The sequence below is a fragment of the Amedibacillus sp. YH-ame10 genome (genome assembly GCF_053848885.1).
Map to the genome: position 1 here is coordinate 25,319 of NZ_JBSPFA010000006.1, position 25,791 is coordinate 51,109.

General features: G+C 34.7%; 30 protein-coding genes, 1 other RNA gene and 1 other annotated feature. Of the genes, 25 read left to right on the plus strand and 6 right to left on the minus strand.

The window, feature by feature from the left end; translation table 11 throughout:
• The first annotated feature begins 126 nt into the window (after nt 1–126).
• Complete coding sequence (locus ACWG42_RS03595) at nt 127–1,704, plus strand: tetratricopeptide repeat-containing diguanylate cyclase (RefSeq protein ID WP_455790145.1); 1,578 nt, start codon at nt 127–129, stop codon at nt 1,702–1,704.
• A 132-nt stretch (nt 1,705–1,836) separates the two neighbouring features.
• Here the strand turns inward: ACWG42_RS03595 and ACWG42_RS03600 are convergent, their stop codons facing one another.
• The gene (locus ACWG42_RS03600; RefSeq protein WP_455790146.1) at nt 1,837–2,412 is read right to left on the minus strand and encodes a hypothetical protein; all 576 of its coding nucleotides are present in this window, start codon (nt 2,410–2,412) and stop codon (nt 1,837–1,839) included.
• A 194-nt stretch (nt 2,413–2,606) separates the two neighbouring features.
• On the opposite strand from ACWG42_RS03600, the gene ACWG42_RS03605 reads away from it, so the two are divergent.
• Entirely contained in the window at nt 2,607–3,785 is a 1,179-nt protein-coding gene (locus tag ACWG42_RS03605; protein WP_455790147.1) for an SIS domain-containing protein, read from the plus strand.
• 16 nt (nt 3,786–3,801) lie between these two features.
• A complete protein-coding gene (gene agaF / locus ACWG42_RS03610; RefSeq protein ID WP_455790148.1) occupies nt 3,802–4,230 on the plus strand; it encodes a PTS galactosamine/N-acetylgalactosamine transporter subunit IIA in 429 nt (142 codons plus the stop codon).
• Nucleotides 4,231–4,265: 35 nt separating this feature from the next.
• On the opposite strand, the gene ACWG42_RS03615 is transcribed toward agaF, so the two are convergent.
• Complete coding sequence (locus ACWG42_RS03615; RefSeq protein WP_455790149.1) at nt 4,266–5,438, minus strand: AraC family transcriptional regulator; 1,173 nt, start codon at nt 5,436–5,438, stop codon at nt 4,266–4,268.
• A gap of 413 nt (nt 5,439–5,851) precedes the next feature.
• Between ACWG42_RS03615 and agaV the strand changes: the two genes are divergently transcribed.
• The 4 genes from agaV (at nt 5,852) to ACWG42_RS03635 (ending at nt 8,968) form a co-directional block, all read left to right on the plus strand.
• Nucleotides 5,852–6,328 carry a PTS N-acetylgalactosamine transporter subunit IIB gene (gene agaV / locus ACWG42_RS03620; protein ID WP_455790150.1) on the plus strand — a complete coding sequence of 159 codons (477 nt, stop codon included), beginning with the start codon at nt 5,852–5,854 and terminating at the stop codon, nt 6,326–6,328.
• A 43-nt stretch (nt 6,329–6,371) separates the two neighbouring features.
• Complete coding sequence (locus tag ACWG42_RS03625) at nt 6,372–7,193, plus strand: PTS mannose/fructose/sorbose/N-acetylgalactosamine transporter subunit IIC (protein WP_455790151.1); 822 nt, start codon at nt 6,372–6,374, stop codon at nt 7,191–7,193.
• The gene (locus ACWG42_RS03630) at nt 7,183–8,184 is read left to right on the plus strand and encodes a PTS system mannose/fructose/sorbose family transporter subunit IID (protein WP_455790152.1); all 1,002 of its coding nucleotides are present in this window, start codon (nt 7,183–7,185) and stop codon (nt 8,182–8,184) included. The genes ACWG42_RS03625 and ACWG42_RS03630 overlap by 11 nt, the downstream gene beginning before the upstream one ends.
• Nucleotides 8,185–8,293: 109 nt before the next feature.
• Nucleotides 8,294–8,968, plus strand: coding sequence for a hypothetical protein (locus ACWG42_RS03635; RefSeq protein WP_455790153.1), 675 nt, complete (start codon nt 8,294–8,296; stop codon nt 8,966–8,968).
• Nucleotides 8,969–9,071: 103 nt separating this feature from the next.
• Here ACWG42_RS03635 and ACWG42_RS03640 read toward each other — a convergent pair whose 3' ends face one another.
• The 4 genes from ACWG42_RS03640 to ACWG42_RS03655 all read right to left on the minus strand — a co-directional run bounded on the left by ACWG42_RS03640 (nt 9,072) and on the right by ACWG42_RS03655 (nt 11,280).
• On the minus strand, nt 9,072–9,395 hold the full coding sequence (locus tag ACWG42_RS03640; protein WP_455790154.1) for a TfoX/Sxy family protein: 324 nt from the start codon (nt 9,393–9,395) through the stop codon (nt 9,072–9,074).
• A 12-nt stretch (nt 9,396–9,407) separates the two neighbouring features.
• Entirely contained in the window at nt 9,408–9,665 is a 258-nt protein-coding gene (locus ACWG42_RS03645) for a DUF3795 domain-containing protein (protein ID WP_455790155.1), read from the minus strand.
• 52 nt (nt 9,666–9,717) lie between these two features.
• Nucleotides 9,718–10,626: a helix-turn-helix transcriptional regulator gene (locus ACWG42_RS03650; RefSeq protein ID WP_455790156.1), complete on the minus strand. Its 909-nt coding sequence runs from the start codon at nt 10,624–10,626 to the stop codon at nt 9,718–9,720.
• 84 nt (nt 10,627–10,710) lie between these two features.
• Nucleotides 10,711–11,280 carry an ATP-dependent Clp protease proteolytic subunit gene (locus tag ACWG42_RS03655; RefSeq protein WP_455790157.1) on the minus strand — a complete coding sequence of 190 codons (570 nt, stop codon included), beginning with the start codon at nt 11,278–11,280 and terminating at the stop codon, nt 10,711–10,713.
• Nucleotides 11,281–11,542: 262 nt separating this feature from the next.
• Here ACWG42_RS03655 and gap point away from each other — a divergent pair, with 262 nt between their 5' ends.
• The 18 genes from gap (at nt 11,543) to ssrA (ending at nt 25,748) form a co-directional block, all read left to right on the plus strand.
• Nucleotides 11,543–12,556: a type I glyceraldehyde-3-phosphate dehydrogenase gene (gene gap / locus ACWG42_RS03660; protein ID WP_455790231.1), complete on the plus strand. Its 1,014-nt coding sequence runs from the start codon at nt 11,543–11,545 to the stop codon at nt 12,554–12,556.
• 104 nt (nt 12,557–12,660) lie between these two features.
• Entirely contained in the window at nt 12,661–12,837 is a 177-nt protein-coding gene (locus ACWG42_RS03665; protein ID WP_455790158.1) for a hypothetical protein, read from the plus strand.
• A 48-nt stretch (nt 12,838–12,885) separates the two neighbouring features.
• Nucleotides 12,886–13,090: a binding site (T-box leader), on the plus strand.
• Nucleotides 13,091–13,124: 34 nt separating this feature from the next.
• Complete coding sequence (gene cysS / locus ACWG42_RS03670) at nt 13,125–14,459, plus strand: cysteine--tRNA ligase (RefSeq protein WP_455790159.1); 1,335 nt, start codon at nt 13,125–13,127, stop codon at nt 14,457–14,459.
• A complete protein-coding gene (locus tag ACWG42_RS03675) occupies nt 14,459–14,845 on the plus strand; it encodes a Mini-ribonuclease 3 (protein WP_455790160.1) in 387 nt (128 codons plus the stop codon). The genes cysS and ACWG42_RS03675 overlap by 1 nt, the downstream gene beginning before the upstream one ends.
• Nucleotides 14,842–15,567 carry a 23S rRNA (guanosine(2251)-2'-O)-methyltransferase RlmB gene (gene rlmB / locus ACWG42_RS03680; protein WP_455790161.1) on the plus strand — a complete coding sequence of 242 codons (726 nt, stop codon included), beginning with the start codon at nt 14,842–14,844 and terminating at the stop codon, nt 15,565–15,567. Before ACWG42_RS03675 ends, rlmB begins: the two co-directional genes overlap by 4 nt.
• A gap of 27 nt (nt 15,568–15,594) precedes the next feature.
• The gene (locus tag ACWG42_RS03685; protein ID WP_455790162.1) at nt 15,595–16,170 is read left to right on the plus strand and encodes a sigma-70 family RNA polymerase sigma factor; all 576 of its coding nucleotides are present in this window, start codon (nt 15,595–15,597) and stop codon (nt 16,168–16,170) included.
• A 64-nt stretch (nt 16,171–16,234) separates the two neighbouring features.
• Nucleotides 16,235–16,384 (plus strand): 50S ribosomal protein L33, encoded by a 150-nt coding sequence (rpmG, locus tag ACWG42_RS03690; protein ID WP_455790163.1) that lies wholly within the window; start codon nt 16,235–16,237, stop codon nt 16,382–16,384.
• Between the two features lie 12 nt (nt 16,385–16,396).
• Nucleotides 16,397–16,573: a preprotein translocase subunit SecE gene (gene secE, locus ACWG42_RS03695; protein ID WP_455790164.1), complete on the plus strand. Its 177-nt coding sequence runs from the start codon at nt 16,397–16,399 to the stop codon at nt 16,571–16,573.
• Between the two features lie 10 nt (nt 16,574–16,583).
• On the plus strand, nt 16,584–17,135 hold the full coding sequence (gene nusG, locus ACWG42_RS03700; RefSeq protein ID WP_455790165.1) for a transcription termination/antitermination protein NusG: 552 nt from the start codon (nt 16,584–16,586) through the stop codon (nt 17,133–17,135).
• A 91-nt stretch (nt 17,136–17,226) separates the two neighbouring features.
• Nucleotides 17,227–17,412, plus strand: a complete 186-nt coding sequence (locus tag ACWG42_RS03705) for a hypothetical protein (RefSeq protein WP_455790166.1) — start codon at nt 17,227–17,229, stop codon at nt 17,410–17,412.
• A gap of 62 nt (nt 17,413–17,474) precedes the next feature.
• Complete coding sequence (locus ACWG42_RS03710) at nt 17,475–18,233, plus strand: HAD-IIA family hydrolase (RefSeq protein ID WP_455790167.1); 759 nt, start codon at nt 17,475–17,477, stop codon at nt 18,231–18,233.
• Nucleotides 18,234–18,335: 102 nt separating this feature from the next.
• The gene (gene eno / locus ACWG42_RS03715; protein WP_455790168.1) at nt 18,336–19,634 is read left to right on the plus strand and encodes a phosphopyruvate hydratase; all 1,299 of its coding nucleotides are present in this window, start codon (nt 18,336–18,338) and stop codon (nt 19,632–19,634) included.
• A gap of 168 nt (nt 19,635–19,802) precedes the next feature.
• A complete protein-coding gene (locus ACWG42_RS03720) occupies nt 19,803–21,173 on the plus strand; it encodes an MATE family efflux transporter (RefSeq protein WP_455790169.1) in 1,371 nt (456 codons plus the stop codon).
• A gap of 86 nt (nt 21,174–21,259) precedes the next feature.
• Nucleotides 21,260–21,487 (plus strand): preprotein translocase subunit SecG, encoded by a 228-nt coding sequence (secG, locus tag ACWG42_RS03725; protein WP_455790170.1) that lies wholly within the window; start codon nt 21,260–21,262, stop codon nt 21,485–21,487.
• Between the two features lie 70 nt (nt 21,488–21,557).
• Nucleotides 21,558–23,675, plus strand: a complete 2,118-nt coding sequence (rnr, locus tag ACWG42_RS03730) for a ribonuclease R (protein ID WP_455790171.1) — start codon at nt 21,558–21,560, stop codon at nt 23,673–23,675.
• A 16-nt stretch (nt 23,676–23,691) separates the two neighbouring features.
• Nucleotides 23,692–24,843 (plus strand): CapA family protein, encoded by a 1,152-nt coding sequence (locus ACWG42_RS03735; RefSeq protein WP_455790172.1) that lies wholly within the window; start codon nt 23,692–23,694, stop codon nt 24,841–24,843.
• Nucleotides 24,844–24,857: 14 nt separating this feature from the next.
• Nucleotides 24,858–25,313: an SsrA-binding protein SmpB gene (smpB, locus tag ACWG42_RS03740; RefSeq protein ID WP_455790173.1), complete on the plus strand. Its 456-nt coding sequence runs from the start codon at nt 24,858–24,860 to the stop codon at nt 25,311–25,313.
• Nucleotides 25,314–25,366: 53 nt separating this feature from the next.
• Nucleotides 25,367–25,748, plus strand: a transfer-messenger RNA (tmRNA) gene (gene ssrA, locus ACWG42_RS03745).
• Nucleotides 25,749–25,791: the final 43 nt, after the last annotated feature.

Below are 25,791 nucleotides of genomic sequence, written 5' to 3' on the forward strand. Positions count from 1 at the left end.
GATTAGAAATAGTACAAATATAAATGAAATATACTACAAAAGGTGAGAATCCTTGGTTGTAAATATTTTCGGTGTGAAAAAGAGATTAATTTGTGATACTATATAGATAACGTTAGGAGTGAGGGTATGGAAATACATCCAAATGAAAGGATTCAAGCATTAATTGAGAAAATCGATGAATCTTATGCCAATGGGATGCTTGAAGAATTCGATAAACTCAATGAACAACTGCTAGAATATGCGACAAAAGAAAAAGATGAACTAGCAAAATTTATCTATGAATATAATTTACTAAATCATGATTTTGATGCCCATAGGTTTGATATATGTGAAAAAGTATCTTTAGATTTGATAGATAAGTTTCTAAAATATGATGCTATGTATTATGTGCTACGTTGTTATAATACAATGGGAATCATTGAGTCTGAAAGAGCTAACTACTATGAGTGTTTAGGATATTACATAAAATCCCTACAGATTGCGGAGAAAAATCCAGATTTTCAGTTTGCCGCTATCATTGCCAATAATATAGGGAATGTGTTCGTATGGCTAAATGAATTTGAACCTGCAGTATCCTATTTACTACAAGCTTATGATTTTTATCTCAAAGAGAATAGGGATGATCCAAGATCAAAATCTGTTATTATTATTAATATTATGGAATGTTATGGTTGTCTTGGACAATATGAGGAATCTGAAAAATGGTATCAAATACCATTCGAATATACAGATATCGAGTATTGTGTAAGAGAAAATTTACATTTATGTAATGAAATTGAAATTAAAGCACAACAAGAAGAAACATCAGATATTTATGAACTGTATGATCGAGTATTAGAAAATGTAAAAAAATATGATGAATACATTTATCATTTCCGCACCTTATTGCGTGTGTTAAAGGTATGTGTCGCTTTAAAGCATCGTACGTATTGTAAACATCTGATGAGTATCATGGATGTATTAAATGAAAATTGTGAAATCACTTCATTCTCTTATGATTACGCAGAAATTAAAATGGATTACTATTATACCTATCGCCATTTAGATGATGAAGACTTCTCAATCTATTGTGATGACTATTTCAAACAAAGTTCATTAGCGTTTCACTTGTTACAAAAAACGTATACGCAAAGTATGGTACTTCGTTTAGATTTGGAAAGAATAAAAGATGAACGTCAACTGGTGTTGCATAAAAATGAACAACTAGAAAAAAATCTAGAACTTGATCCTTTTACAAATGTCTATAATAAAGGCGGTCTTAAAAAGAAAGGGGTTGAACTTCTTAATCTTAGTGAGGACTATCAAAAACATGCGATGTTTGTAATTGATGTGGATCATTTCAAAAATGTAAATGATGTGTTTGGACATAAAATTGGAGACGATGTACTGTTGCGAGTTGCCAAGGTATTACAAAGTATAGAAGATGACAACATTTTGGTAGGGCGTTTTGGTGGAGATGAATTTATCGTGTTCTATTATGATTATCCTTCTATCAACGTAATACACGATTTAGCAAAATCATTAGTGGAGCGTGCTAAAAAGATTATCATTACAACCACAAGTGAGGATCATATTACCTTCAGTATCGGGGTTTGCACAAAAAATGGAAAAGCAAATTTCGAATCTATGTTCTATAATGCAGACAAAGCTTTATATGATTGTAAACAACAAGGTAGAAATGGTTATCGTGTGTTTCAAAGTTAATAGTAGTTTATAATGGTTAGGAAGCTCTTTATGAGAATTCTAACCATTTTCTATGTTTACTAAATGATGTTAAGCAAAAAGATTGTTATGGAAAATGAGCGAAAAAAAGATGCAGGGTTATCTGCATCTAGCTTATTTATAATCTTCAATATTGTTTTTCTTTTTATAAGATAATGCGTAGATATTGAATATCGCAAGAGCTCCAGCACCTATTCCAACTAGAACACATGCAATCTTAATCCACAAATCATATTTTTGTTCCATAAACGCCATGATAATAATAAGTATTGCGAAAGCAAAATATAACGCAATTTTTAAATAGATACGTTTTGTTTCATCACCTGCAGCAGTTAATACTCTAGGAGGACGTTGTTTAGGTTGGAAATTCATCAACATCGTCTGTCTTTTTAAATAGGAACGGAATTTATATTCCATAAAAAGATAAATCGCAATACCTAATCCTAAGGAAAGCCAGATAGTGTACTGTCCCAAATCAAACGTTGCTACTAATACCCCAGAAACAAGACCAAACATGAAACGATTTGCTAAAACTTTATAAGATTGTACATTATTGATAACATAGCCACATTTACTAAAAATATCATAATATACATATCGATTATGATCATCTTTGTATATATGAATACCCGCTAATTCTTCAGCAGCATTTTTCTTTGTCTTCTTTTTATTGACATTTTTATTTTTCATCTCATTCACCTCTAGGTAACATTATATATGGTATTATATTTTTCGTCTACTAAAACAGGATATTAAATTAGCAAACATTTTGCACAAATTAACAACATTGAATTACATCCGTTGTTTTTTTACAAACACTATTATATAATGAGGACGTAATGTAAAGGATTTCACTACCAAATCCAGAAAAGGAGCGATAAAACATGGTATTCGGAAAAGAAAAAAATGAATGGGAAACACTAAAGGGTGTATTCACAGCAACTGAGATCAATCAACAGCCTTCAACTTGGGCAAAAACAATCAAGCAGGTTGAAGATCACAAAGAAGAATTAAAAGCATTTATTGAAAATGTAACGAAGCATGATGATTACGATATTATCTTAACTGGTGCTGGTACTAGTGAATTCGTAGGAAATGCAATTTATACATATGTTTCTAAAAGAACAAACTTTAAGACTAAATCATATGCTACTACAGATATTGTAGCAACTCCAGAAAACTATTTATCACAAACAAAACCAACATTATTAGTATCTTATGGACGTAGTGGAAACTCTCCAGAATCTGTTGGTGCAGTAGATGTTGCGGATGAGGTATGTGGTAAAAACTTATTCCACTTATTCATCACTTGTAATGCAGAAGGTGCTTTATCAAAAGCTGCAGAAAAAAGAGATAATGCATACGCAATCAATTTAACTCCAGAAACGCATGATCAAAGTTTTGCGATGACTTCTAGTTTCTCAAATATGATGTTAGCTACTTTATTATGCTTCTCATTAGATGAATTAGATAGCGTAAAAGCTGAAATGAACGATGTTATCAATGCAAGTGAAAAAGCATTGGCTAATGAATGGTCTACATTAAAGAATATCGTTGATACTTATGATTTCAATCGTATTGTTTATCTTGGAGCAAACTGCTTAAAAGGTATTGCACAGGAAAGCCAATTGAAAATGTTGGAACTTACTGCTGGTCAAGTAGCAACTATGTTCGATACTCCTATGGGATTCCGTCATGGACCAAAATCTATCATCAACGATGAAACATTAACTGTTGTGTATGTTAGTGATGATGCATATACTCGCCAATATGAAGTCGATTTAATCAAAGAAATGAGTGCTCAGCGTAAAGGAAACAAACTTGTTGCTATCATGAACAAAAAAGATGCTGAAATCGCTAGTTTAGTAGATTACTCATTCGCATTTGAATTAGATAATGAACACAATAATGCATTCTTAGGATTCAACTACATTATTGCTGCACAGATCATCGCATTGTTCAAATCATTAGCATATGATCTAACTCCAGACAATCCATGTCCAACAGGAGAAGTAAATCGTGTAGTAAAAGGTGTTATTTTACACCCATATACAAAAAAATAATAGGAGGAAATAAAAAATGATTGGATTAATCGTAACAGGACACGGTAATTTTGCAACAGGATTAACAAGCTCACTTCAATTAATTGCAGGAGAACCTGAAAATTATGTAGCAGTAGACTTCTTACAAGAATATTCTGTTGAAGATTTAGAAAGAGAATTAAACAAAGCGTTTGATCAATTGAAAGACTGTGAAGGAATTTTAGTTCTTTCTGACTTAGGTGGAGGTTCTCCATTTAAAACTGCAGTTACAATTGGTTATCCTAAAGGAAACGTAGAAGTATTAGCAGGAACAAACCTTCCAATGATGATCGAAGTTAATATGGCTCGTAAATTCATCGAAGAGTTGCCAGCTCTTACTGAAATGGCTATGAACACTGGTAAAGATCAAGTTGTTCGTTATGAATTTGTACCTGTAGTACAGGAAATTCCTGAAGACGGTATTTAATAAGCAAATGAAAAGGTGTCGAGTGGACACCTTTTTTAGTTGTAGATTGTTTTTGCGTAATCTGTAGGAGTAATCCCGTATTGTTGTTTGAATTTACGAGAGAAGTAGTGAATCGATGTAAATCCTAACATACTAGATATTTCACTAATTGTATAAATACTTTCTTTGATTAATAATTTACTCTTACTAAGCTTTAAATCACTGATATATTGCTTTGGCGCAACGGCTAGATTGTTTTTGAACAAGGTTTGAAGACTTGATCTAGAAATTAAGAATTTCATGCATATTTCTTCAATTGTTAACTGCTCATACACGTGTTCATTAATATAAATGATAATTTCATTTAATAATTCGCTTTCAAATCGTTGTTGCATTGGAGTAGATGCGATAGGGGAACTTGTTAAGAAATCGTACTGTAAAATTTTGATAATCATTTCTTTTAGATAACATAACATTAATTCACTATCGTATAACATCTCATTACTGCTGATTTTAATAAAATTGTTAAGTGCTGTATGGATATCACGATGTGCATGATATACACGGTTGGTTAATAAGAATGGTTCCGGCACATCCATTTCAAATAAAATGGTTAAATAGGAACAAGATTTTGAATCACCAGTTTTTTGTGTGTGATACTGACCTGGTGCATAAAGAATCAAATCCATTTCATCTAACTTATACGTTTCATCATCAACTGTGGTTTCTAATTCACCATTATCGATGAAGGTAAGTTCCCAAAACTCATGTTTTTCACCAGGGAAGGTATAATTCGCATTTCGTACTTGATAATAGTATCCAAGAATTTCTTTAATATTAATAGAAGAAATTATAGGGTCATATACGATTGGTATGTCTTGATATGTTTCGTGAGTACTTTTCTTTGATTTAAAGTCCGTTTCGATTTCAACTTTTGCATTTGAAGAAATACATAAGAAATTGAATCGAACATTCTTTTTAATTTTAATGAAACGATGAATGACAAATCGTTCGTAGTTCTTAGCATCTTCATCTTCGCTAACGACAAGCATCACAATACCAGATAATACTTTCACATAAATATCTGTGTTGTAGGAATAAAAGGTATCAAAGGATTTGTCTTTCAACTTAAGAACGGAATGGTTTAATTTTAAAGATTGTCGACGATTTATTTCATTTACAATTTCTCCGTATTTATTAAAAATAAAGCTTGTTGTTTTATTAAACATCGGTTGATCACCTCTTCCACTCTAGTATATCAAATTTGCTTGCTAGTATAAAGCAAAAAGATATGTATTTATATTGATGTGAAAACGATGAAAAAACGCATTTTCTATGAAAGCATTTACATTAATGTGAAGAATGAATAAAAAAAGAGCTTTTTACAAAAATCATCACACAATTCACATATATATGTAATTTTTTGTAGCTTGTATGTAGAAAAATGCAAATTTGTACAAATTATGGGTCAAAAGTGCAAAAAGTTGTTAAAAAGTGCAAATAAGACAATAAAAAGTGTAAAGAATTCTTCCGTTTTTTAGCATAGAATCAAGGTGAACTGAAAGGGTTTACTTACTCGGTCCACCTCATCAGGATCAAGTAAATTAGTTCACGTTTAATTTGGTAGAAAGGAGAGAGCAAAATGCCAAACATTGTATTAACACGTATCGACAACCGTCTAATTCATGGACAGGTCGCTACACAATGGTGTGGAGTCGTAGGTGCAAACTTACTGCTCGTAGCAAATGACAGCGTAGCACATGATGAATTCCGTCAGGGATTAATGAACATGGCTGCACCTGCATATGCACAAACAAGATTCTTCACGATTGAAAAAACTTGCGCAATTATCGATAAAGCTAGTCCAGCTCAGAAAATTGCAATCATTTGTGAGAACCCACAAGATGTACTAAAATTAGTTGAAGGTGGAGTTCCAATTAAGAAACTCAATATTGGTAACATGCACATGGCAGAAGGAAAACGTCAAGTTGCTACTACTGTTGCAGTGGATGATGCTGATGTTGCATGTTTCAAAAAACTTCAGGACTTAGGGGTTGAACTGGAAATCAAACGTGTTCCAGACACAGCTACCGAAAGTACTGATAAATTATTTAAATAATAATTAACAAATTCAATTTTACAAATTTGAAAGGAGAAACAACATGGAAGTAAGTATTATTCAGGCTTTATTGGTCTTCATTGTTGCCTTTATTATGGGTATTGATCAATTTAGTTTCTTAGAATCTTTATATCAACCAATCGTATTGTGTCCAATCATTGGAGCAATCTTAGGTAAACCAGAACTTGGTATCGTAGTTGGTGGTGCTTATCAGTTAATTCAAATTGGTTCTATGCCAATCGGAGGAGCACAGCCACCTAACGCAATTCTTGGTGGTATCATGGCAACCGTATTCGCAATCTCTTTGGGAATGGAAGCTACAGCAGACGGTGTAGGTGCTGCAATGGGTCTTGCGATTCCTTTCGCAGTATTCGGACAGTATGCAGTTACATTAACATTCACAATTATGTCTGGTATGATGGCAAAAGCTGATGCTTATGCTGAAACTGCTAACGCAACTGGAATCCGTAACATTAACTTCATGGAAATGGGAGTTTTAGGTGTTCTATTTGGAGCATTAGCTGTTGCTGGTCTATATGGTGGTTCTGAATTAGGTATGGCATTAAAAGATTTATCATTCCAATACTCTTGGGTAATGGCTGGATTAGACGCTGCCGGTGGAGCTATGAAGTTCGTCGGATTTGCTATTCTTATGAAAGTTATGATGTCTGGCGAAATGTGGGGATTCTTGCTTGCAGGTTTCACTATGGCAGTCATCTGCAATAACTTAGCAGCTATTTCTGGAGCAACTTTATTACTTTGTGCATTTGTTGGTGTTGCAATCGCATTGTACGACTATCAAATTAACACAAAAATCAAATCAAATGCTGGTTCAAATGTAGGAGGTGTTACTGATGGCATATAATATTCCTAAGAATTATCAAGATTTAACACCTGCTCCACAGTTGGATAAAGGTACATTAAACAAAATGGTATGGATGTCTTGTTTCTTACAAGCATCATTCAACTATGAAAGAATGCAAGCTTGTGGTTGGTTATGGGGTATCTTACCAGGATTAAAGAAAATCCATACAAACCAAGAAGACTTAAAAGCTTCTATGGCTCACAACCTTGATTTCTTGAATACTCACCCTTTCTTAGTAACATTCGTTATGGGTATTGTATTATCTCTTGAACAAAACAAAGCAGATACTGACACAATTCGTTCCGTACGTATCTCTGCAGCTGGTCCATTAGGTGGAATCGGTGATGCATTGTTCTGGTTAACATTAGTTCCTATTACTGCTGGTTTAACAGCTAACTTAGCAATGGATGGTAGCATCATTGGTGCTGTATTATTCCTAGTTATCTTCAATGCTGTTCAATTCGTAGTTCGTTGGTGGTTAATGCACTGGTCTTATAACTTAGGTACAAAAGCTGTAACTATGCTTACAAGCAACGCGAAAGAATTCACACGTGCTGCTTCTATCTTAGGTATCTTCGTTGTAGGTGGTTTGATCGCTACTTATGGTTCAACTTCATTACGTATCTACGTTGGTGAACCTGCAATCAACATCCAAGGATTATTAAATGGTATCTTACCTAAATTGATTCCATTAATGATTACAATCGGACTTTACTCATTAATCAAAAAAGGTTGGTCTCCAATCAAATGTATCATCTTAATCCTTATCACAGGAATCGTAGGATGTGCATTCGGAATCTTCGCTGGTGACTCTAAAGCAATGGATCAAGATGGAAAAACTATCAATGGTGGATATACACCACTTGTTGAATGGTATTCTTATCCAGAACCTGCTCCAGCTCCAAAAACAGGTGATGACGCTCTTAAAGCAATTCAGAACGTTGTTGATCAGTTATCAAAAGATGGTATTAAAGTAACAATGCCAGAATAATGTTTCGCAAAAAGCTCTCTCATCCTACTTTGTACATGGACATGTACAATGGATAAAGACCATAGGGATTCTCTATGGTCTTTTTTAGAAAAATAAACGAGGAAAACATATGAATATTTTTACTATTATTATATTTGGCATACTGATTGTTTGTATTTTAATGTACTATATTGTAAAAGGATTTTGTGTAAATAAAATCACAAAAGCAATTAATAACAATGAGAATTCTAAAGTGATTCAATTAAGTAAACAGAAAATGACACAAAGATTTATGGGTGATTATGTATGTACACTTTATAGATTACGTGCATATTCAAACTTGGGTAACGAGAAAAATTTTAAAAAGGAATTAGATGCCACACTTGAAAAGGAATTTAACTTTGAACAACAAAAAAGTTTCCTTGAAATGTACTATCACTACTTCTTATTAAAAGGTGATCGTGAATATAGTGAAAAACTATTAAATAAAATACAAGAATTAGGGGAACCTTCTTTTCTTGCATATAATGAGCAGGCGTTTGAAGTCATGATCAATCATAGAACGGATTATATTGATGTACTTGATGCGGAAATTAACAGTAAGAAGCATTCTGGTTTTGCATTGGGTGTTATGGTATATCTCATAGGTGAACAATACCTAACTTTGGGAGATAAAGAAGAAGCGAGAACGTATTTCTATAACAGTATATCTTGTTTCCATAAAAGTGCTGTATATGTGAACCCTGCAAAAAAACATGTAAACGAACTTTCAAATGAACTTGGTTTGGACATTCCTAAGTATTAAGATATTTATGATATATAGAGTAAAAAACTGTCAAGAATATGAAAATTTCATGACAGTTTTTTAATGCTTTCTTTGCATGAGTGGAATGTATTTGTAATGTATACTATTTCTTCTTTTTTGTTCTTGGTTTTGGTAGGGGAGTAACAGGTTCTATTATTTCAATGATTTGTTTTGCGAAATCACGATTATCGATATCTAGTATGTAATGTTCCTTTGCCCCTGTATAAGGAAGTCCAGTTTCTGCTTTTTTCATAAGTTCTTCAATACATGGAAGCTTTTTTACGAATACAGTGTTATCACATACCAATAAAATAGGTTTATCATTAATATATACCATATATTCACCGAACATTTTACGGTAGCGAAGTTCACCTACTCCTTGTATTTGTTCACATACATATTCTATATAATCTATTGTTGTTGCCACATTAATTCCTCCTTATAAATCTAACCATAACTTACAATTTGCAATTCGTTTCCCTTGATCTCCTTGTTTTTCATCGTATGAAAATTGCGTCAACAATGCACAAGGAAACTCTTCACACAAACCACAATGATCGTGTCCTTTTGTCTCGCAACAAGACTTCAATGGACATTCACCCCAAAATGGTTGTTTTATGTTTACACATCCAAGACAACCCGTTTGTTCTTTGTATGTACATGTACTACATGTACTACCACATCTTGATTCTATCATATGCCATCCTCCTTTTCTTAAAGAATAACATAGGCTTACTGACACCTGTGTGTCAGTGTTCTTCATATTTAAGTAAAAGTTTATGTGCTCTTTCTTTTATTACTTTACGAAGGTTAACTGGTTGTATGAGTTCTGCTTTATCTGCGAAGCTTAATATCCATTCTAGAAGATATTCTTCATTGGTGAATGGAAAGGTAAAGAGAAGAGAGCCATTATCTAGTTCTTGAAAGCTATTATTTCCATATTCATCGATCAAGCGATAGCGAACACTTGCGTCAAATAAGACTTCTGCGTGTATTTCATCTGTAAAATAATGATGAAAATCAAGGCTTTCACTTGGGATTTCTCTTAATGAAAAGCATTGAGAGGTGATAGAAAGATTCGTCATTCTAGATAGTTTGAACAATTTACACGTATCTTTACAAGATTCAAAACCTAACACATACCAGCTTGACCATTGAAAGACTATAATATAGGGTTCAACATAACGAAGACTTTCACCATTTGCATTATGATATTGAAAGGCGATAACGTTAGAATCTTCAATTGCTTGATGTAGTTTCTTAATGTTTATGGACAGTTTATCTTTATAGTGGGAAGATAAATCTATCATGATATGGTTTGCGATGTACATGTTTTCTGTTGTTGAGGCAAATTTTGAAATAACATTTTGATATCGATTATCTGTGGAAATACTATCCAAACATAAAAGACCACTACATATCGCTTCTAGTTCCTTTTTAGTAAAGAGTGTTTTATCTATTTTATAATCCTCACTAATCATAATACCACCATCACTTCCGGTATTGGTGATGATGGGAATGCCTGCAAGTGTTAGATCTGTTACATCTCGATAAATGGTTCGTTTGGACACTTGAAAACGTTCCGCTAGATAACTAGCAGTTACTTTTTTGTTTTGTAGTAAGATTATAATCATAGCAAGTAAACGTTCTATTTTCATACGATTCCCCTTTGAGATCTATTACTATAAGAGTATCATATTTAGGTCAGAAATTCATAAAAAAAAGGAACATAAGTTTCCTTTTTAAATAATGGCATCAATAATTCCATAAGATTTGGCTTCGTTTGCGTTCATATAGTAGTCACGATCACAATCTTTCATAATGGTTTCTTTATTTTGTTTGGTGTGATTACTAAGAATGGAATAAAGTCTTTGTTTTACAAGTTGCATGTGTTGTGCCGCTATCTCCATGTCCTTGGCTTGCCCTTGCATGCCTCCTAACGGCTGATGGATCATAATTTCACTATTCGATAGGGCGCAGCGTTTTCCACTTGTACCAGCGCTTAATAGCACCGCTGCCATACTTGCGCAAATACCCATGCAAATGGTAGACACCTCACATTTGATATAGTTCATAATATCATAAATGGCTAAACCTGCACTGACACTTCCCCCAGGGGAATTGATATACATTTGAATGGGATCATTGCTAATGCTGGACAAATATAACAGTTGGGCACATATTGAGGACGACATATTGTCATCAATTTCTCCAGTTAAAATAATAATTCTTTCCTTTAACAGACATGAATATAAATCATAAACTCGTTCACTGCTTGCATTTTTTTCTATGATGGTTGGTACAATCACCATGGTATCAACTCCAGTCTATACACAGTATGCTCGAAGTATGAAATTTAATACTGGAAGGGGTGGCAAAACTGTCATAGCGCTTGTAATCGTTTACATTACTCAGGGAAAGCATTCTTTCTGAAAAGCCTTATTTTAAAGGATTTTTAGGAATTGTGAAGATTGCGTAAAAAGTACAAAAAAAGTGCACAAGTGAAAAGATTGTCAATTGACAATTGGATGTATAGTACGTATAATAGAGATGTTAAAAAGGAGGACTTTGAAGATGACAGTAAAAGTTGCTATTAATGGATTCGGACGTATTGGACGTCTTGCATTCAGACAAATGTTCGGAGCTGAAGGATACGAAGTAGTTGCAATCAACGACTTAACTTCTCCTAAGATGCTTGCTCACTTATTAAAATATGATTCAGCACAGGGACGTTATGCTTTAGCTGATACAGTAACTGCAAGTGAAGATTCAATCACTGTAGATGGAAAAGAAATTAAAATCTATGCAGAAGCTGATGCTAAAAACTTACCTTGGGGTAAATTAGGGGTAGACGTTGTACTAGAATGTACAGGTTTCTACTTAACAAAAGAAAAAGCTAGCGCTCACGTTGAAGCTGGTGCTCGTAAAGTTGTTATTTCTGCTCCTGCAGGAAACGACCTTCCAACTATCGTATTCAACACAAACCATGATGTATTAAAAGCTGAAGACACAGTTATCTCTGCTGCTTCTTGTACAACAAACTGCTTAGCTCCTATGGCGAAAGCATTGAATGATTTATCTGCTATCCAAAGTGGTATCATGACAACAGTTCATGCTTACACAGGAGATCAGATGACTCTTGATGGACCTCAGAGAAAAGGTGATTTACGTCGTGCACGTGCTGCAGCTGTAAACATCGTTCCTAACTCTACTGGTGCTGCAAAAGCTATCGGTCTAGTTATTCCTGAATTAAAAGGAAAATTAATCGGTTCTGCTCAACGTGTTCCAACTCCTACAGGATCAACTACAATCTTAGTTGCTGTTGTTAAAGGAAAAGTTACAGTTGACGAAATCAACGCTGCTATGAAAGCTGCTTCTAACGAATCATTCGGTTACACAACTGATGAAATCGTTTCTAGCGATGTTATCGGAATCAAATATGGTTCATTATTCGATGCTACTCAAACTATGGCTATCGAAATGGCTGATGGAAACACTCAAGTTCAGGTTGTTTCTTGGTATGATAACGAAAACTCTTACACTAGCCAGATGGTTAGAACAATCAAATACTTCTCTGAATTAGCTTAATTCTAGAACTATATGGTTACATAAAGAAGTCGGATATAAATTCCGGCTTTTTTGTTTGATTTTTTAGCAACTTCATCATAAAATATAAAGAAGAGGTGATTTCTATGGCAGTAAAGACAAGATTGATTCCTGGAGAAACAAACGGATTAAAAGATGTGGATGATTTAGATGCTGCATACATCAATGATTTAAAAGAATCTGGATTAAGTGAAGATTTGCTTGCTCAATTTATGGATATTAGTAATGAATTAAAAAAGGAAAAAGAAGAGAAACAGAAATAGAAGGCTTTTTATTGAAATATATGGAAAGACTTGTTATACTGAATACACGATAAACCTTTGATGAGGAATAGTATTTATAGATCAACACATAACAGCGATTTCTGAATGGTGGAAGCAGAAAATGTGTAGTATAAAGAATGCACCTTTGAGGGATCCTTCGAAAATGTAGAAGATACGTATGAACGGCGTTAACGTAAGAAAAGTGGAAGCATGTTTCAAATAGAGTGGAACCGCGCGTATAAGCGTCTCTATGAACTGCTTTTTTTATTTCTAAAGGAGATATGAACATGAGAATATTTAATAGTATGGAACAAAAATTAGAAGAATTTAAACCAATTCATGAGAATGAAGTAAGGATGTATGTATGTGGACCAACCGTATATAATTATCCACATGTGGGGAATGCCCGGCCAATCGTTGTATTCGATACTCTGAAAAGAACCTTTCAGGCGATTGGTTACAACGTAAAAATGGTTTCAAACTACACCGATGTTGATGATAAAATTATCAAAGTTGCGAAAGAGTGTGGAGTAAGTGAATCAGTTATAACGGAAAAGTTTATCAATGCATACAATGACGATCGTTTAGGTTTACATGCGATGATGCCTGATTCTGTACCTAAGGTTACAGAAACTATGGATGCCATCATTGACTTTATAGCGTTGTTAGTAAAACAAGGAAATGCATATGCTGTAGATGGTGATGTTTATTTTCGTGTGGGTAGCGTTGAACAATATGGGAATTTATCCAATCAACAAGTTGATGATTTGATTGTTGGTGCGAGAATTGATGAAAATAGTAAAAAAGAAAATCCTTTGGATTTTACTTTGTGGAAACGTACAGAAGATGGAATCAAATGGGATTCTCCTTGGTCTGTAGGGCGTCCTGGTTGGCATACTGAATGTGTAGTTATGATCAATCAAGAATTCAAAGAGCCTTTAATTGATATTCATGGTGGTGGAATGGATTTAAAATTCCCACATCATGAAAATGAAATTGCGCAATCACGTGCAGCTTTTAAGACTCCTATCGCTAATTATTGGATTCATAATGGAATGGTTAATATTGATGGTGAAAAGATGTCAAAGTCCTTAGGAAATGTAATCTGGGCAAAAGATATGATTGCGAAAATCGGAGGGAATGTTCTTCGTTGGTTAATGTTATCTACACATTATCGTAGTCCTTTAAATATCAATGAAGAAGGTATTGATACAGCTCGTACAGAGTTAAATAAAATACAAACATCATTGAAACAAGCCTATGTAAAGCTATCTCTTGAAGATGAAACGATAGGGACAACCATGGATAACGATGTATTTGCTCCTTTTATAGAAGCTATGCAGGATGATTTGAATACACCAAATGCATTTGCGGCATTGTTTGACGCAGTGAAAGTATTGAATCAAACCATTCGTCAACGTGAAGTAGATGTCAAAGTACTATCTTCACAAGTATGTGCAGTAGAAAAGATGTTGGATGTGCTTGGAATTGAGAATATTCGTCTTGAAATGAGCGAAGAAGATAAAGACTTGCACAAAAAATGGAAAGCTGCAGTTAAGGAAAAAGATTTTGAACATGCAGATGAATATCGTGCACAATTGATTGAAAGAGGAATCCTTTAATGAATGTTAGAGAGTATAATGGAACTTCTCTAGCATACATAGGGGATGCGGTCATGTCACTGTTTGTACGTGAAAAACTGCTTTCCATGGGGTATCAACAATCTAAAATACTACAGAAGAAAAGTGAAGGATGGGTTAGCGCAAAAGCACAGGCTTATTTCCTAGAGACACTACAGAATCAAAACTTTTTCACAGAAGAAGAATGGTCCATTGTTTTAAGAGGGAGAAATACAAATCCCAAAAGCAAAGCTAAAAATGCAGATGTATTAACTTATCGTAAGGCAACAGGACTAGAGTCTTTATTTGGATATCTTTATCTGATGAAACAGGAAGAGCGTCTACAAGAATTATGGTTAGCCATTCAAACTATAGGAGAATTACAATGACACAGTATGTATATGGTAAAAATGTTGTGAAACAACTCTTATCCGATGATAAGAAGATATATGAAATCGTTATGTTTGAACATATGAATGATGCGGAGTTTGAACTAGAAATCAAAAAACACAATATTCCTTTGAAAAAAATGGGACGAAAGAAGATGGATCAACTATTACAGGCGAGTAATCATCAAGGAATTGCGGCAAAAATAGAGGATTATAAAACATATGAAATAGAAGATATTCTTGCGGATATTCCAAAAGGAAAAACACCTTTGTTGGTTATGTTGGATGGTTTAGAAGATCCTCATAATCTTGGGGCTATTCTTAGAACTTGTGATTGTGTTGGAGTGGATGGTGTAATCATCGGAAAACATCGCAATGTGAAGTTGACTCCTACTGTCGCTAAGGTTTCTACGGGTGCTATTGATACAGTTAAAGTTGCGATGGTAACCAATCTTGCGCAATCTTTGAAGTATCTAAAGAAGCAAGGGTATTGGATTGCGGGTGCTGATTTTGATAATTCTGTGGATTATCGTCAGGGACGTTATGATATGCCTTTGGTGTTAGTTGTTGGTAGTGAAGGCTTTGGTATTAGTTCTTTGGTAAAAAAGAACTGTGACTTCTGTGTAAGATTACCAATGGAGGGAAGTGTTTCTTCCTTAAATGCTTCTGTTGCTTGTGCGATTCTTTTATATCAAATTCATTCACAAAGAAATCCGTTATAGTACTTACTCCCATAATGGGAGGATATTATGCACTATGAGAATGATTATGAACTCATATATTTAATACATTCAAATGATGAAATAGCGTTGCGCCTTTTACTTGAAAAGTATGAAGGTTTCGCAAAGGCTACCATCAAGCGTTATAAAAAGAATATGGATCGAAAAATCTGTTACGATGATTTGATGCAATTGGCACGTATAAAACTCTTACAAGCTGTGGATAATTATCGTGTGGATTGTGACGTGGCTTTCTTTTGTTATTATGCAGATGTATTTCGAAATGCAATGATTGATGACTATCGTGAACGTTTCACTTACAAGAGTGCGTGTGAACGTTTCACGTTATCATTGGATATGCAAGTTCGTGATATTTATGAACAGTATACATATTTGGATATAATGGAGTCTCAAACAACTGAAATTCCAGCGACTGTATGTGATCGTATCCTTAAAGCGAAGAGAAAATTATCGCCTATGGAAAAGCGTATTTTTGATTTACGTATGCAAGGGTATACGTATGTGCAGATATCACAACAGTTACAAATCAATACAAAGAAAGTAGATAACACACTACGTAAAATCAGAAAACAAAAAAGAAAATAATGATGAATTGACGAAATCATGACTTTATGATAAAGTTAATAGGCAAGAAAGAGGTGTTTTTTTTATGGGCGATAAAGTAATTTTGACATGCACAGAATGCCTTTCTCGAAATTATACAACAACAAAAAACAAAAAAACGCATACACAGCGTATTGAATTAAACAAATTTTGCAAGAAATGTGGTAAGCACACCATCCATAAAGAGACGAAATAAGGAGGATCACATATGAAATGGTTTAGTATCAGTGGAATTATTAGTGAAACAAAAAAGATCCAATGGCCTAAGGGAAAAGATTTAGCAAGAGATAGTATGACAGTATTCCTGTTTGTGTTCTTTCTTGGTGTATTCTTCTATTTATGTCAGTTTGTGACATCAGCATTCTTGAAAGTAATCGGAATATAGGAGGTATTATATGGACCAGGAAATTCAAAAAGAATGGTATGTAGTTAATACCTATGCAGGACATGAAAATCGTGTAAAAGAAAACTTAATGCGTCGTGTTGAAACAATGGGCTTGCAAGACAAGTTGTTTCGTATTGTTGTCGCAGAAGAAAAAGAAATAGAGTATAAGAACGGGAAAGAAGTTGAAAAGACTACAAACTTGTTCAGTGGATATTTATTCGTAGAAATGATGATGACAGATGAAGCATGGTATATCGTGCGTAATACTCCAGGAGTTACTGGGTTTATCGGTTCATCTGGTGGTGGTGCAAAACCATTCCCTGTTGCGGATGAAGAAATGGAAAGCATTTTACGTCGTTTAGGAATGAGCGAACGTAAAGTACAGATTAATTATGAAGTTGGAGATCGTGTACGTATTTTAAGTGGTGCATTTGCGAATGTAGAAGGTAGTGTAGAAGAATTACATGATGATACACAAACTGCAGTTGTACTTACAATCCTATTCGGACGTGAAACACCAACAGAAATTAGTTATGCTGAATTAGAAAAAGTTGAATTCTAATTAGAATCTTAGAGATAAGATTCTTTTTTTTCGCATGAAGTGACAAAATTATGCAAGTACAAATACTATAATGAACACAGGAAGTGATGTTATGAAAGAAAGAGCGGGTCTCATTATTATGATTACTGGCGTGATTTTGCTTATCAAGCCAAATTTTGATATTGAGCAAATCGCTATGAGCTTCAACTACGTAGTCGCAAACTATTGGCCAGTAGCACTCGTTTTAATAGGATTGTTGTTAGTAAATCCTAAGAAGAAAAAGACAAGATCTAGATAAGAGATACTTGACAAATGTTCCCTTTCTACTATGATAAAAGGGTAAAGAAAGTAGGGACATTTATGAAAACATATTTAATTGATTTAGATGGTACTATGTACAGGGGTACAGAAATCATCGAAGGGGCAAAAGAATTTATTGATGCATTACTTGAAAAAGGGGAACATTTTGTATTTTTAACAAATAACGCAAAGCGAACAAAACGTCAAAATGTAGAACATATGGAGAAAATGGGATTCACAGGAATCAAAGAAGAACATTTCTTTACATCTAGTATGGCAGCTGCTCGCTATTGTGCATCGAGATATGAAGGAAGAAACGCATACTATATTGGACAAGATGGATTAAGAGAAGCATTACTAGATAGTGGCTTTCAAATCACGGAAGAGAATGTAGATTTTGTTTTTGTAGGGTTAGATACAACAGGTACTTATGAAAAATATTCTAAGGCATTGCATTATTTAACACAAGGTGCACAACTGATTGGAACAAATAACGATCGTTTGTTAGCACAACCTGGCGGTTTTCATATGGGGAATGGTTCTATTGTTGCGATGTTTGAATATGCGATTGGAAAAGAAAGTCCTAGGATTGGAAAACCATATGCGCCAATATTAGAAGAAGCGTTGTCTTATTTTGATTTAAAAAAAGAAGACTGTATATTGTTGGGTGACAATTTAGAGACAGATATTTTGTTAGGAGTAGACAATGATGTACAAACTATTTTTGTAACGAGCGGAGTGCACAGTAGAGAAGATATTGAACGTTTACAAATACAACCTACACATACGATTGATAACTTAAGAGAACTTATCAAATAACGCATGAACATGTGGAATTATGTACTTTGAGCGTATTTCTTTTACTACCTTTGTGGGTGTGTTATACTGAGCACGTAAGCAAGATATAAGGAGGACGTATTTATGTCAATGATTACAGATGTACATGCAAGAGAGATTTTGGATTCTAGAGGGAATCCAACAATAGAAGTTGAAGTAGAAACTGCATCCGGTATTATGGGACGCGCTATGGTGCCAAGTGGTGCTTCTACTGGTGAACGTGAAGCCTTAGAACTAAGAGATGGAGATAAGTCTCGTTATGGTGGAAAAGGTGTTTTACAAGCGGTTGAAAATGTTAACAACGTTTTAATTGATGTTGTATTAGGTATGGATGTATGCGATCAAGCGGGTATTGATAAAGCTTTGATTGAAGCAGATGGTACCAAAGATAAATCAAAATATGGAGCCAATGCAATTTTAGGTATTTCTTTAGCAGTAGCACACGCAGCTGCGGCATACTTTGAAATGCCATTATATCGCTACTTAGGTGGGATTCATGCGAAAACATTACCAGTTCCAATGATGAATGTATTAAATGGAGGAAGTCATGCGGATTCATCTGTAGATTTCCAAGAATTTATGATCATGCCAGTTGGGGCAAAAAGTATTCGCGAGGCAATTCAAATGGGTGCGGAAGTTTTCCATGCTTTGAAGAAAGTATTGAAAGATAAAGGTCAAGTAACGGCTGTTGGAGATGAAGGTGGATTTGCGCCAAATTTAGAAGACAACGAAGCTCCTTTAAAATGCATCATGGAAGCAATCGAAGCTGCAGGGTATAAAGCAGGAGATGATATTTGCATCGCAATGGATGTTGCGGCAAGTGAATTCTATAATACAGAAAGCAAAATGTACGATCTAAAGAAATCCGGGCAAGGATCAAAAACTACGGATGAAATGATCGCATGGTATGATGAATTAGTAGAGAAATATCCAATTATTTCTATTGAAGATGGATTAGGTGAAAGAGATTGGGATGGTTGGAAGAAATTAACCGAACACCTTGGAAAGAAAATTCAGTTAGTGGGTGATGATTTATTCGTTACAAATCCTGAAATTTTACAGGAAGGAATCGATAAAGACATCGCTAACTCAATCTTGATTAAAGTAAACCAAATCGGTACTTTAAGTGAAACTTTCGATGCGATGGAATTGGCAAAGAAACATGGTTATACTGCAGTCGTATCTCATCGTAGTGGTGAAACTGAAGATACTACAATCGCGGATATCGCAGTGGCATTCAATGCTGGTCAAATCAAAACAGGTTCTATGTCAAGAACAGATCGTATTGCGAAATACAACCAATTGTTACGAATTGAAGAAGAACTTGGTGATGTAGCTGTATTCCCAGGCAAATCTGCATTTTATAATATTTATAAGCACTAAAAAAGAGGACTTGCACTTTCTTTCATTATTGTATACAATATAAGTGCGTACATGATGACCCATATCATGTAGTACCTCGCTTTGCATAACAACATAAGAAACTATCGAAGTGTAGAGAGGAACTCCCGGGTTCCTTTTTTCTGTGGAAAAATTTAGGAGGTATAAATTATGAAAGAAAACAAAATGGGAAGTATGCAGATGAAAAAACTCATCATGACAATGTCGTTACCTATTATGGTATCTATGCTAGTACAAGCATTATATAACATTGTCGATAGTATGTTCGTCGCAAGAGTTTCAGAAGATGCATTGGCAGCCGTGTCTCTATGTTATCCAATTCAAATGATATTGGTAGCTGTTGCTTGTGGTACAGGTGTTGGTATCAATGCATTGTTATCCAGATATCTTGGGCAGAAAGAAAAAGACCAGGCAGCACAAGTTGCTTTGCATGGGATATTATTATCGCTATTAAACGGGGCAGTCTTTGCAATCCTTGGAATCTTTTTCTCAGAGATGTTTTTGCGCTTGTTTACCCAAGACGCCGCAATCTTAGAAATGGGAATATCTTATATGCGTATTTGTACGATTTTCTCTGTAGGAGTATTTGTACAGATTACGTATGAGCGTATTATGCAATCGACTGGAAATACAATTTATAATATGATTATTCAAGGTGTGGGAGCACTCACAAACATCATACTAGATCCAATCTTCATCTTTGGATATTTTGGGATTCCAAAAATGGGAGTGAGTGGGGCAGCGATTGCGACAGTCATTGGACAAATGGTTGCCATGGTACTAGGAATTATGATTACTAAGCATAAAGTAAAAGAAATCGATTTGCGCTTGAGTAAATTTCATTTACAGCTTCCTTTGGTAAAGAAGATTTATGTAATCGCAATCCCTGCGATTCTTATGCAGTCTATTATGAGCTTTATGACGGTATTCATGAATATGATTCTTGCTACATTCTCAGCACTTGCAGTATCCGTATTCAGTATCTATTTCAAACTACAACAATTCGTATTTATGGCGGTATCAGGGATGAACAATGCCTTGATTCCAATCATTTCCTATAATTATGGAGCACGTAAAAAAGAACGTATCTTAGAGGCAATTCATTTTTCATTGTTGATTTCTTGTGTCATTATGATAGCGGGTTCTATCATATTCCAGTGGATTCCAGAACAATTATTGTATCTATTTGACGCAAAAGAAGAGATGCTTAACATTGGAATTCCATCTTTAAGAATCATTAGTATTTCCTTTGTATTTGCAGGAATATCACTTGTTTTATGTTCGGTATTTCAAGCGGTGGACCATGGTATCAAATCATTGATGATTACCTTATTACGTCAGATGGTATTGTTGATACCAATGGCTTATATATTTGCCAGTATGTTTGGATTAGATGTGCTATGGTGGGCATTCCCAATTACGGAAGGTATTTGTTGTGCAGCTAGTTTGTGGATGTTAAAGGTTGTAAAGAAAAAAACGATACTGCCATTACACCGTGAGGAAGAACAGGCAAATGCCTAAGATTTCCTAAAAAATTAAAAACGTTTGTATTTTTGTGAAGTGTTTGCTATAATACTAACGTAGCGTTTAGCAGGAAGGAGGATAATATGAGCATATTTGAAATTTTATTAATGTTAATAGCGGTCGTATTGATCATACTTTCCTTATTACAAAGCGGAAAATCAGATGGATTAGGTAGTGCGTTTGGTGCTGGTGAAGGGTTGAACTTATTTGCCAATGTAAAAGAACGCGGGGCAGAGAAAATATTGTCCAATCTTACCTTAGTTTTAGGTATTGCATTCTTCGCTCTTGTTATAATCTTGCGTATTATATAATAAAGACCGTTTAAGGTCTTTTTTTAATGTTATAATAAGTAGTGGAATACAAAATAAAGGAGGGCTACCTATGAATATAAAAGAAAAAATTATTGCCCTTGTAAAAGATAACAGTTATAAGGGAATGGATGCAGCGAAGTTTTCTAGAGCATTAGATATGGAAGATAGCACGTCCTTCACAAATTTAATGAAAGAATTAAATAGCTTAGAAGCAGAAAGAGTACTTGCAAGAGATCATCGTGAGCACTATTATCTAAGCGAACAGTTAGGGTATGTGAGTGGAAACTTGCGTATCAATCCAAAGGGTTTTGGGTTTGTGGAAACCAAAGATACAAGCTTCTATATCAATCGAGACAATTTAGGATTGGGTATGGAAGGCGATGTAGTATATGCGAAAACATGGACGAACAACGATGGCTCTGTAGAAGGGGAAGTTTTAGAAGTCCTTGAACACAAAGTAAAACATGTGGTCGGTACCGTAAAAATAAAAGAGGGATCTCGCTACTTTTTACCTGACAACTATATGAACAATCGAAAATTCAAAATTACCAATTATGATGAGTTTCGTTTGGTAAATGATTCTAAGATTCTTCTTGCGATTGATGGATATGGACAGGTTTTAAAATGTCATATTGAAAAAGAAATTGGATATAAGTACGATCCAGGTATCGATATTTTATCTATTCTATTAGAGAAGGATATCAATCCGGAATTTAGTGATGAAGTAATGGCAGAAGTTAAAAAGATTCCAGAGAAAATCAGTAAAGAAGAGTGTGAGAAACGACAAGACTTACGTAATCTATTAACAATTACAATTGATGGAGAAGACGCAAAAGACTTAGATGATGCCATATCGATTGAAAAGATAGAAGATGGGTATCGTTTGTATGTACATATCGCAGATGTTTCACACTATGTAACAGAAGGAAGTGCGATCGATAAAGAAGCATATGCAAGAGGTACTTCTGTATATGTTGTGGATCGTGTAGTGCCTATGTTGCCTCATGCTTTATGTAATGGTATTTGTTCTTTGAATCCGAAAGTAGAACGATTGAGCGAAACATGTATGATGGAAATCGATCGAAAGGGAGAAGTACATAATTATAAGATTTATCCTTCTATCATTAAATCCGATGAAAGAATGACCTACACCAATGTCAATAAAATATTGGCTGGAGATGAAAAGGTAAAAACAAAATATCCACATTTATTAAAGATGTGTATTGATATGAAAGTATTATCTGGCATTATACGTAAACGTAGAGAAAAGCTTGGTGCCATTGACTTTGATACAAAAGAAGCACGTATCCTAGTGGATGATAATGGAAAAGTAAAAGATATTGTATTGCGTGAGCGAGGCGAAGCAGAGCGTATCATTGAAGATTTTATGATTGCGGCAAATGAAACCGTGGCAATGCATACTCGTTGGTTAGAAGTACCTAGCATGTATCGAATTCATGAAGCACCTGAACCTAAGAAAATTCGTGAATTTGCACGTATTGCGAAATCCCTTGGGTATAACTTTCAAGGTGGAATCCAAAATGTATACCCTGCACAACTACAAAGCTTACTAAATGAAGCAAGAGGGCAAGAGAACTACAGTGTACTATCTACCTTTATGTTGAGAAGTATGCAAAAAGCACGTTATGATAATCGTTGTATCGGACACTTTGGATTAGCGCTTAAAAATTATTTGCATTTTACTTCTCCAATACGGCGTTATCCAGATTTAGTGGTTCATCGAATGTTGCGTAAATATGTCTTTGAAGAACTACATGATGTGGATAAAATGAGCTTTGATGAAACATGGTGTGAATCTGCAGCAGATCAATCTAGTACAAGAGAGCGTAATGCAGTTGACGCAGAACGCGAAGTAGATGATATGAAAAAAGCAGAATATATGGAAGAGCGTGTTGGGAAAGTTTTTGAAGGTGTTATTAGTGGGATTACAAAGTTTGGAATGTTTGTAGAACTTGATAATACAGTAGAAGGACTTGTACATATTTCAACGATGCAAGATGATTACTATCATTATGATGATGCGAGTAAATCTTTGATTGGAGAACATAGCGCGAAAGTTTATCACATGGGACAAAAAGTAATTGTACAATGTGTTGGCGCAAGTCGCTTTAAACGAGAAATTGATTTTGAGTTGGTTGTGAAGAAAACAAAAAACAAAAAACGATAAATTGTGAGGTAGAAGTATGAGAAAATTATTGGGTGTAGGAATGGTTTTGGTTCTTTTATGTGGATGCAGTGGAAACTTAAATGAAGAAGAACCTAAGAAAGAACCAGAAAAAACGGTAGAGAAGGATGATATCGTAGAAGTTAGTTTCAGTGCTGTTGGAGATAATCTTATCCATAATTCGATTTATATGTACAATAGTATTGGAGATGGAAAATACGATTTCAAAGATATCTATGAACATACAAACTATCTAACACAAGATGCGGATATTTCTTATATTAATCAAGAGACGATGTGTGGAGGAAGTGAACTTGGACTGAGTTCTTATCCATCCTTTAATAGCCCGTATGAGATTCTAGATGCTGTTGATAGTGCTGGATTTAACTGGATAGCAGCTAGTTCTAATCATTCTATGGATGCAGGTGAACAAGGAATCCTAAATCAATTGAATTATATAAAGAATCATTTTCCGGATATGAGTGTTACGGGAAGTCACGCATCAAAAGAAGATAGTGAAAAATTACAAGTTATTGAGAAGAAGGGCGTGAAATTTGGAATCCTTGGGTATACATATGGATTGAATGGATATAGCCTTCCTGAGGGCAAAGACTACTTAGTAGACCTCATTGACAAGGATAAGATTAAACATGACGTAGAACGCTTAAAAAAGGTGAGTGACGTCATGGTAGTAAGTATGCATTGGGGTAGTGAATACGCATTTACTCCAAATGAGGAACAACAAGACCTAGCACAGTTCTTGAGTGATTTAGGTGTTGATGTTATCATTGGAGAACATCCTCATGTGATTCAACCTATGGATTATGTAACAGGTAAAAATGGTAATAAAACATTGGTCATTTATTCCCTGGGAAATTTCTTATCAGCCCAAGATAATGCGGATAATATGCTAGGTGGTATGGCGCGTTGGAAAATTGAATATAATAAAACAAAGAAGGAAACAACGATCAAAGATGTACAATTCCTTCCTACCATTACCTATATTCGAGGACAAATGGAATACTATAGAACCTATGTACTAAAAGATTACACAAACGAATTAGCCGCAAGCCATATGTTGACAACCAATTATGGACAAGACGTAACACGAGAATACTTTATCAATCGTGTGAATGAAATTATGAATGACAAAGTAGAAATCGTCTATTAACAAGAGAGGTATGTATGAGTGGAAAAAAAATAATTGCCTCAAATCGAAAAGCTTCGCATGAATATTTTTTGGAAGATCGATTTATTGCAGGGATTGAATTGAAGGGGACAGAGATCAAATCCCTTCGACAGGGGCATGTACAACTAAAAGATGCATATATAAGTTTCACAGGAAATGAGGCATATGTTAAAGAAATGCACATTCTTGCGTATGAATATGGAAATCGATTCAATCATGATGAAACACGTATTCGAAAGTTGTTGTTGCATAAAAGTGAAATATTGAAGTTAGAACAGAAAGTAAAACTAAAAGGTTATACAATTATTCCAACTTCTATTTTCCTTGAAAAAGGTTTAGCAAAACTAGAAATAGCGTTAGCAAAAGGTAAAGATTTACACGATAAACGTAATGTACAAAAAGAAAAAGACGCAAAACGTGAAATCGAAAAAGCGATGAAGAACCGCTATTAAAATCATTGTAGTTTATCACACTTTGTGGTAAACTACATAATGTTCCTAGAACCGGGGGTGTCATGGTTTCGACAGGGATAAGTTTGGTATAGATTGCAGTCGAATGGTTACGTAATAACCAAATAAATTTAAACGGAAAAACTAAATTAGCTAACATCTTTGGTGGAAACCAGAGGATGGCTTTTGCTGCTTAATAACCAACAATAGGTTCGCAGCCGCCACGCTTCCCTTTCTCCTTTGATAGGAACGTGAGCGCTTAAGACACAAAGGATAAGGAAGTACTTATGTCTGAGGGGTACTTCATGAAAATCTAATCAGGCACCTCATTAGGAGCTGTTCATGGTTACCTAATGAAAATATGTCATGAACTAAACTGTAGACATCTATACGTGGGACTGTTTCTGGACAGGAGTTCGACTCTCCTCACCTCCACCAAATGGAATACTGACGGTATTTTGAATCCTATTTTTGGGAAATT

Bases quoted from the DNA above. Each gene is read 5' to 3' on its own strand.
- ACWG42_RS03665 (WP_455790158.1), top strand. From the start codon at position 12,661: ATGGCAGTAAAGACAAGATTGATTCCTGGAGAAACAAACGGATTAAAA.
- secG (WP_455790170.1), top strand. From the start codon at position 21,260: ATGAGCATATTTGAAATTTTATTAATGTTAATAGCGGTCGTATTGATC.
- ACWG42_RS03650 (WP_455790156.1), bottom strand. From the start codon at position 10,626: ATGAAAATAGAACGTTTACTTGCTATGATTATAATCTTACTACAAAAC.
- ACWG42_RS03645 (WP_455790155.1), bottom strand. From the start codon at position 9,665: ATGATAGAATCAAGATGTGGTAGTACATGTAGTACATGTACATACAAA.
- ACWG42_RS03625 (WP_455790151.1), top strand. From the start codon at position 6,372: ATGGAAGTAAGTATTATTCAGGCTTTATTGGTCTTCATTGTTGCCTTT.
- ACWG42_RS03655 (WP_455790157.1), bottom strand. From the start codon at position 11,280: ATGGTGATTGTACCAACCATCATAGAAAAAAATGCAAGCAGTGAACGA.
- ACWG42_RS03735 (WP_455790172.1), top strand. From the start codon at position 23,692: ATGAGAAAATTATTGGGTGTAGGAATGGTTTTGGTTCTTTTATGTGGA.
- ACWG42_RS03595 (WP_455790145.1), top strand. From the start codon at position 127: ATGGAAATACATCCAAATGAAAGGATTCAAGCATTAATTGAGAAAATC.
- ACWG42_RS03615 (WP_455790149.1), bottom strand. From the start codon at position 5,438: ATGTTTAATAAAACAACAAGCTTTATTTTTAATAAATACGGAGAAATT.
- eno (WP_455790168.1), top strand. From the start codon at position 18,336: ATGTCAATGATTACAGATGTACATGCAAGAGAGATTTTGGATTCTAGA.
- ACWG42_RS03635 (WP_455790153.1), top strand. From the start codon at position 8,294: ATGAATATTTTTACTATTATTATATTTGGCATACTGATTGTTTGTATT.
- rnr (WP_455790171.1), top strand. From the start codon at position 21,558: ATGAATATAAAAGAAAAAATTATTGCCCTTGTAAAAGATAACAGTTAT.
- ACWG42_RS03675 (WP_455790160.1), top strand. From the start codon at position 14,459: ATGAATGTTAGAGAGTATAATGGAACTTCTCTAGCATACATAGGGGAT.
- agaF (WP_455790148.1), top strand. From the start codon at position 3,802: ATGATTGGATTAATCGTAACAGGACACGGTAATTTTGCAACAGGATTA.
- smpB (WP_455790173.1), top strand. From the start codon at position 24,858: ATGAGTGGAAAAAAAATAATTGCCTCAAATCGAAAAGCTTCGCATGAA.
- agaV (WP_455790150.1), top strand. From the start codon at position 5,852: ATGCCAAACATTGTATTAACACGTATCGACAACCGTCTAATTCATGGA.
- ACWG42_RS03705 (WP_455790166.1), top strand. From the start codon at position 17,227: ATGAAAGAAAGAGCGGGTCTCATTATTATGATTACTGGCGTGATTTTG.
- ACWG42_RS03630 (WP_455790152.1), top strand. From the start codon at position 7,183: ATGGCATATAATATTCCTAAGAATTATCAAGATTTAACACCTGCTCCA.
- ACWG42_RS03720 (WP_455790169.1), top strand. From the start codon at position 19,803: ATGAAAGAAAACAAAATGGGAAGTATGCAGATGAAAAAACTCATCATG.
- nusG (WP_455790165.1), top strand. From the start codon at position 16,584: ATGGACCAGGAAATTCAAAAAGAATGGTATGTAGTTAATACCTATGCA.
- ACWG42_RS03600 (WP_455790146.1), bottom strand. From the start codon at position 2,412: ATGAAAAATAAAAATGTCAATAAAAAGAAGACAAAGAAAAATGCTGCT.
- ACWG42_RS03685 (WP_455790162.1), top strand. From the start codon at position 15,595: ATGCACTATGAGAATGATTATGAACTCATATATTTAATACATTCAAAT.
- rpmG (WP_455790163.1), top strand. From the start codon at position 16,235: ATGGGCGATAAAGTAATTTTGACATGCACAGAATGCCTTTCTCGAAAT.
- rlmB (WP_455790161.1), top strand. From the start codon at position 14,842: ATGACACAGTATGTATATGGTAAAAATGTTGTGAAACAACTCTTATCC.
- secE (WP_455790164.1), top strand. From the start codon at position 16,397: ATGAAATGGTTTAGTATCAGTGGAATTATTAGTGAAACAAAAAAGATC.
- cysS (WP_455790159.1), top strand. From the start codon at position 13,125: ATGAGAATATTTAATAGTATGGAACAAAAATTAGAAGAATTTAAACCA.
- ACWG42_RS03710 (WP_455790167.1), top strand. From the start codon at position 17,475: ATGAAAACATATTTAATTGATTTAGATGGTACTATGTACAGGGGTACA.
- ACWG42_RS03605 (WP_455790147.1), top strand. From the start codon at position 2,607: ATGGTATTCGGAAAAGAAAAAAATGAATGGGAAACACTAAAGGGTGTA.
- gap (WP_455790231.1), top strand. From the start codon at position 11,543: ATGACAGTAAAAGTTGCTATTAATGGATTCGGACGTATTGGACGTCTT.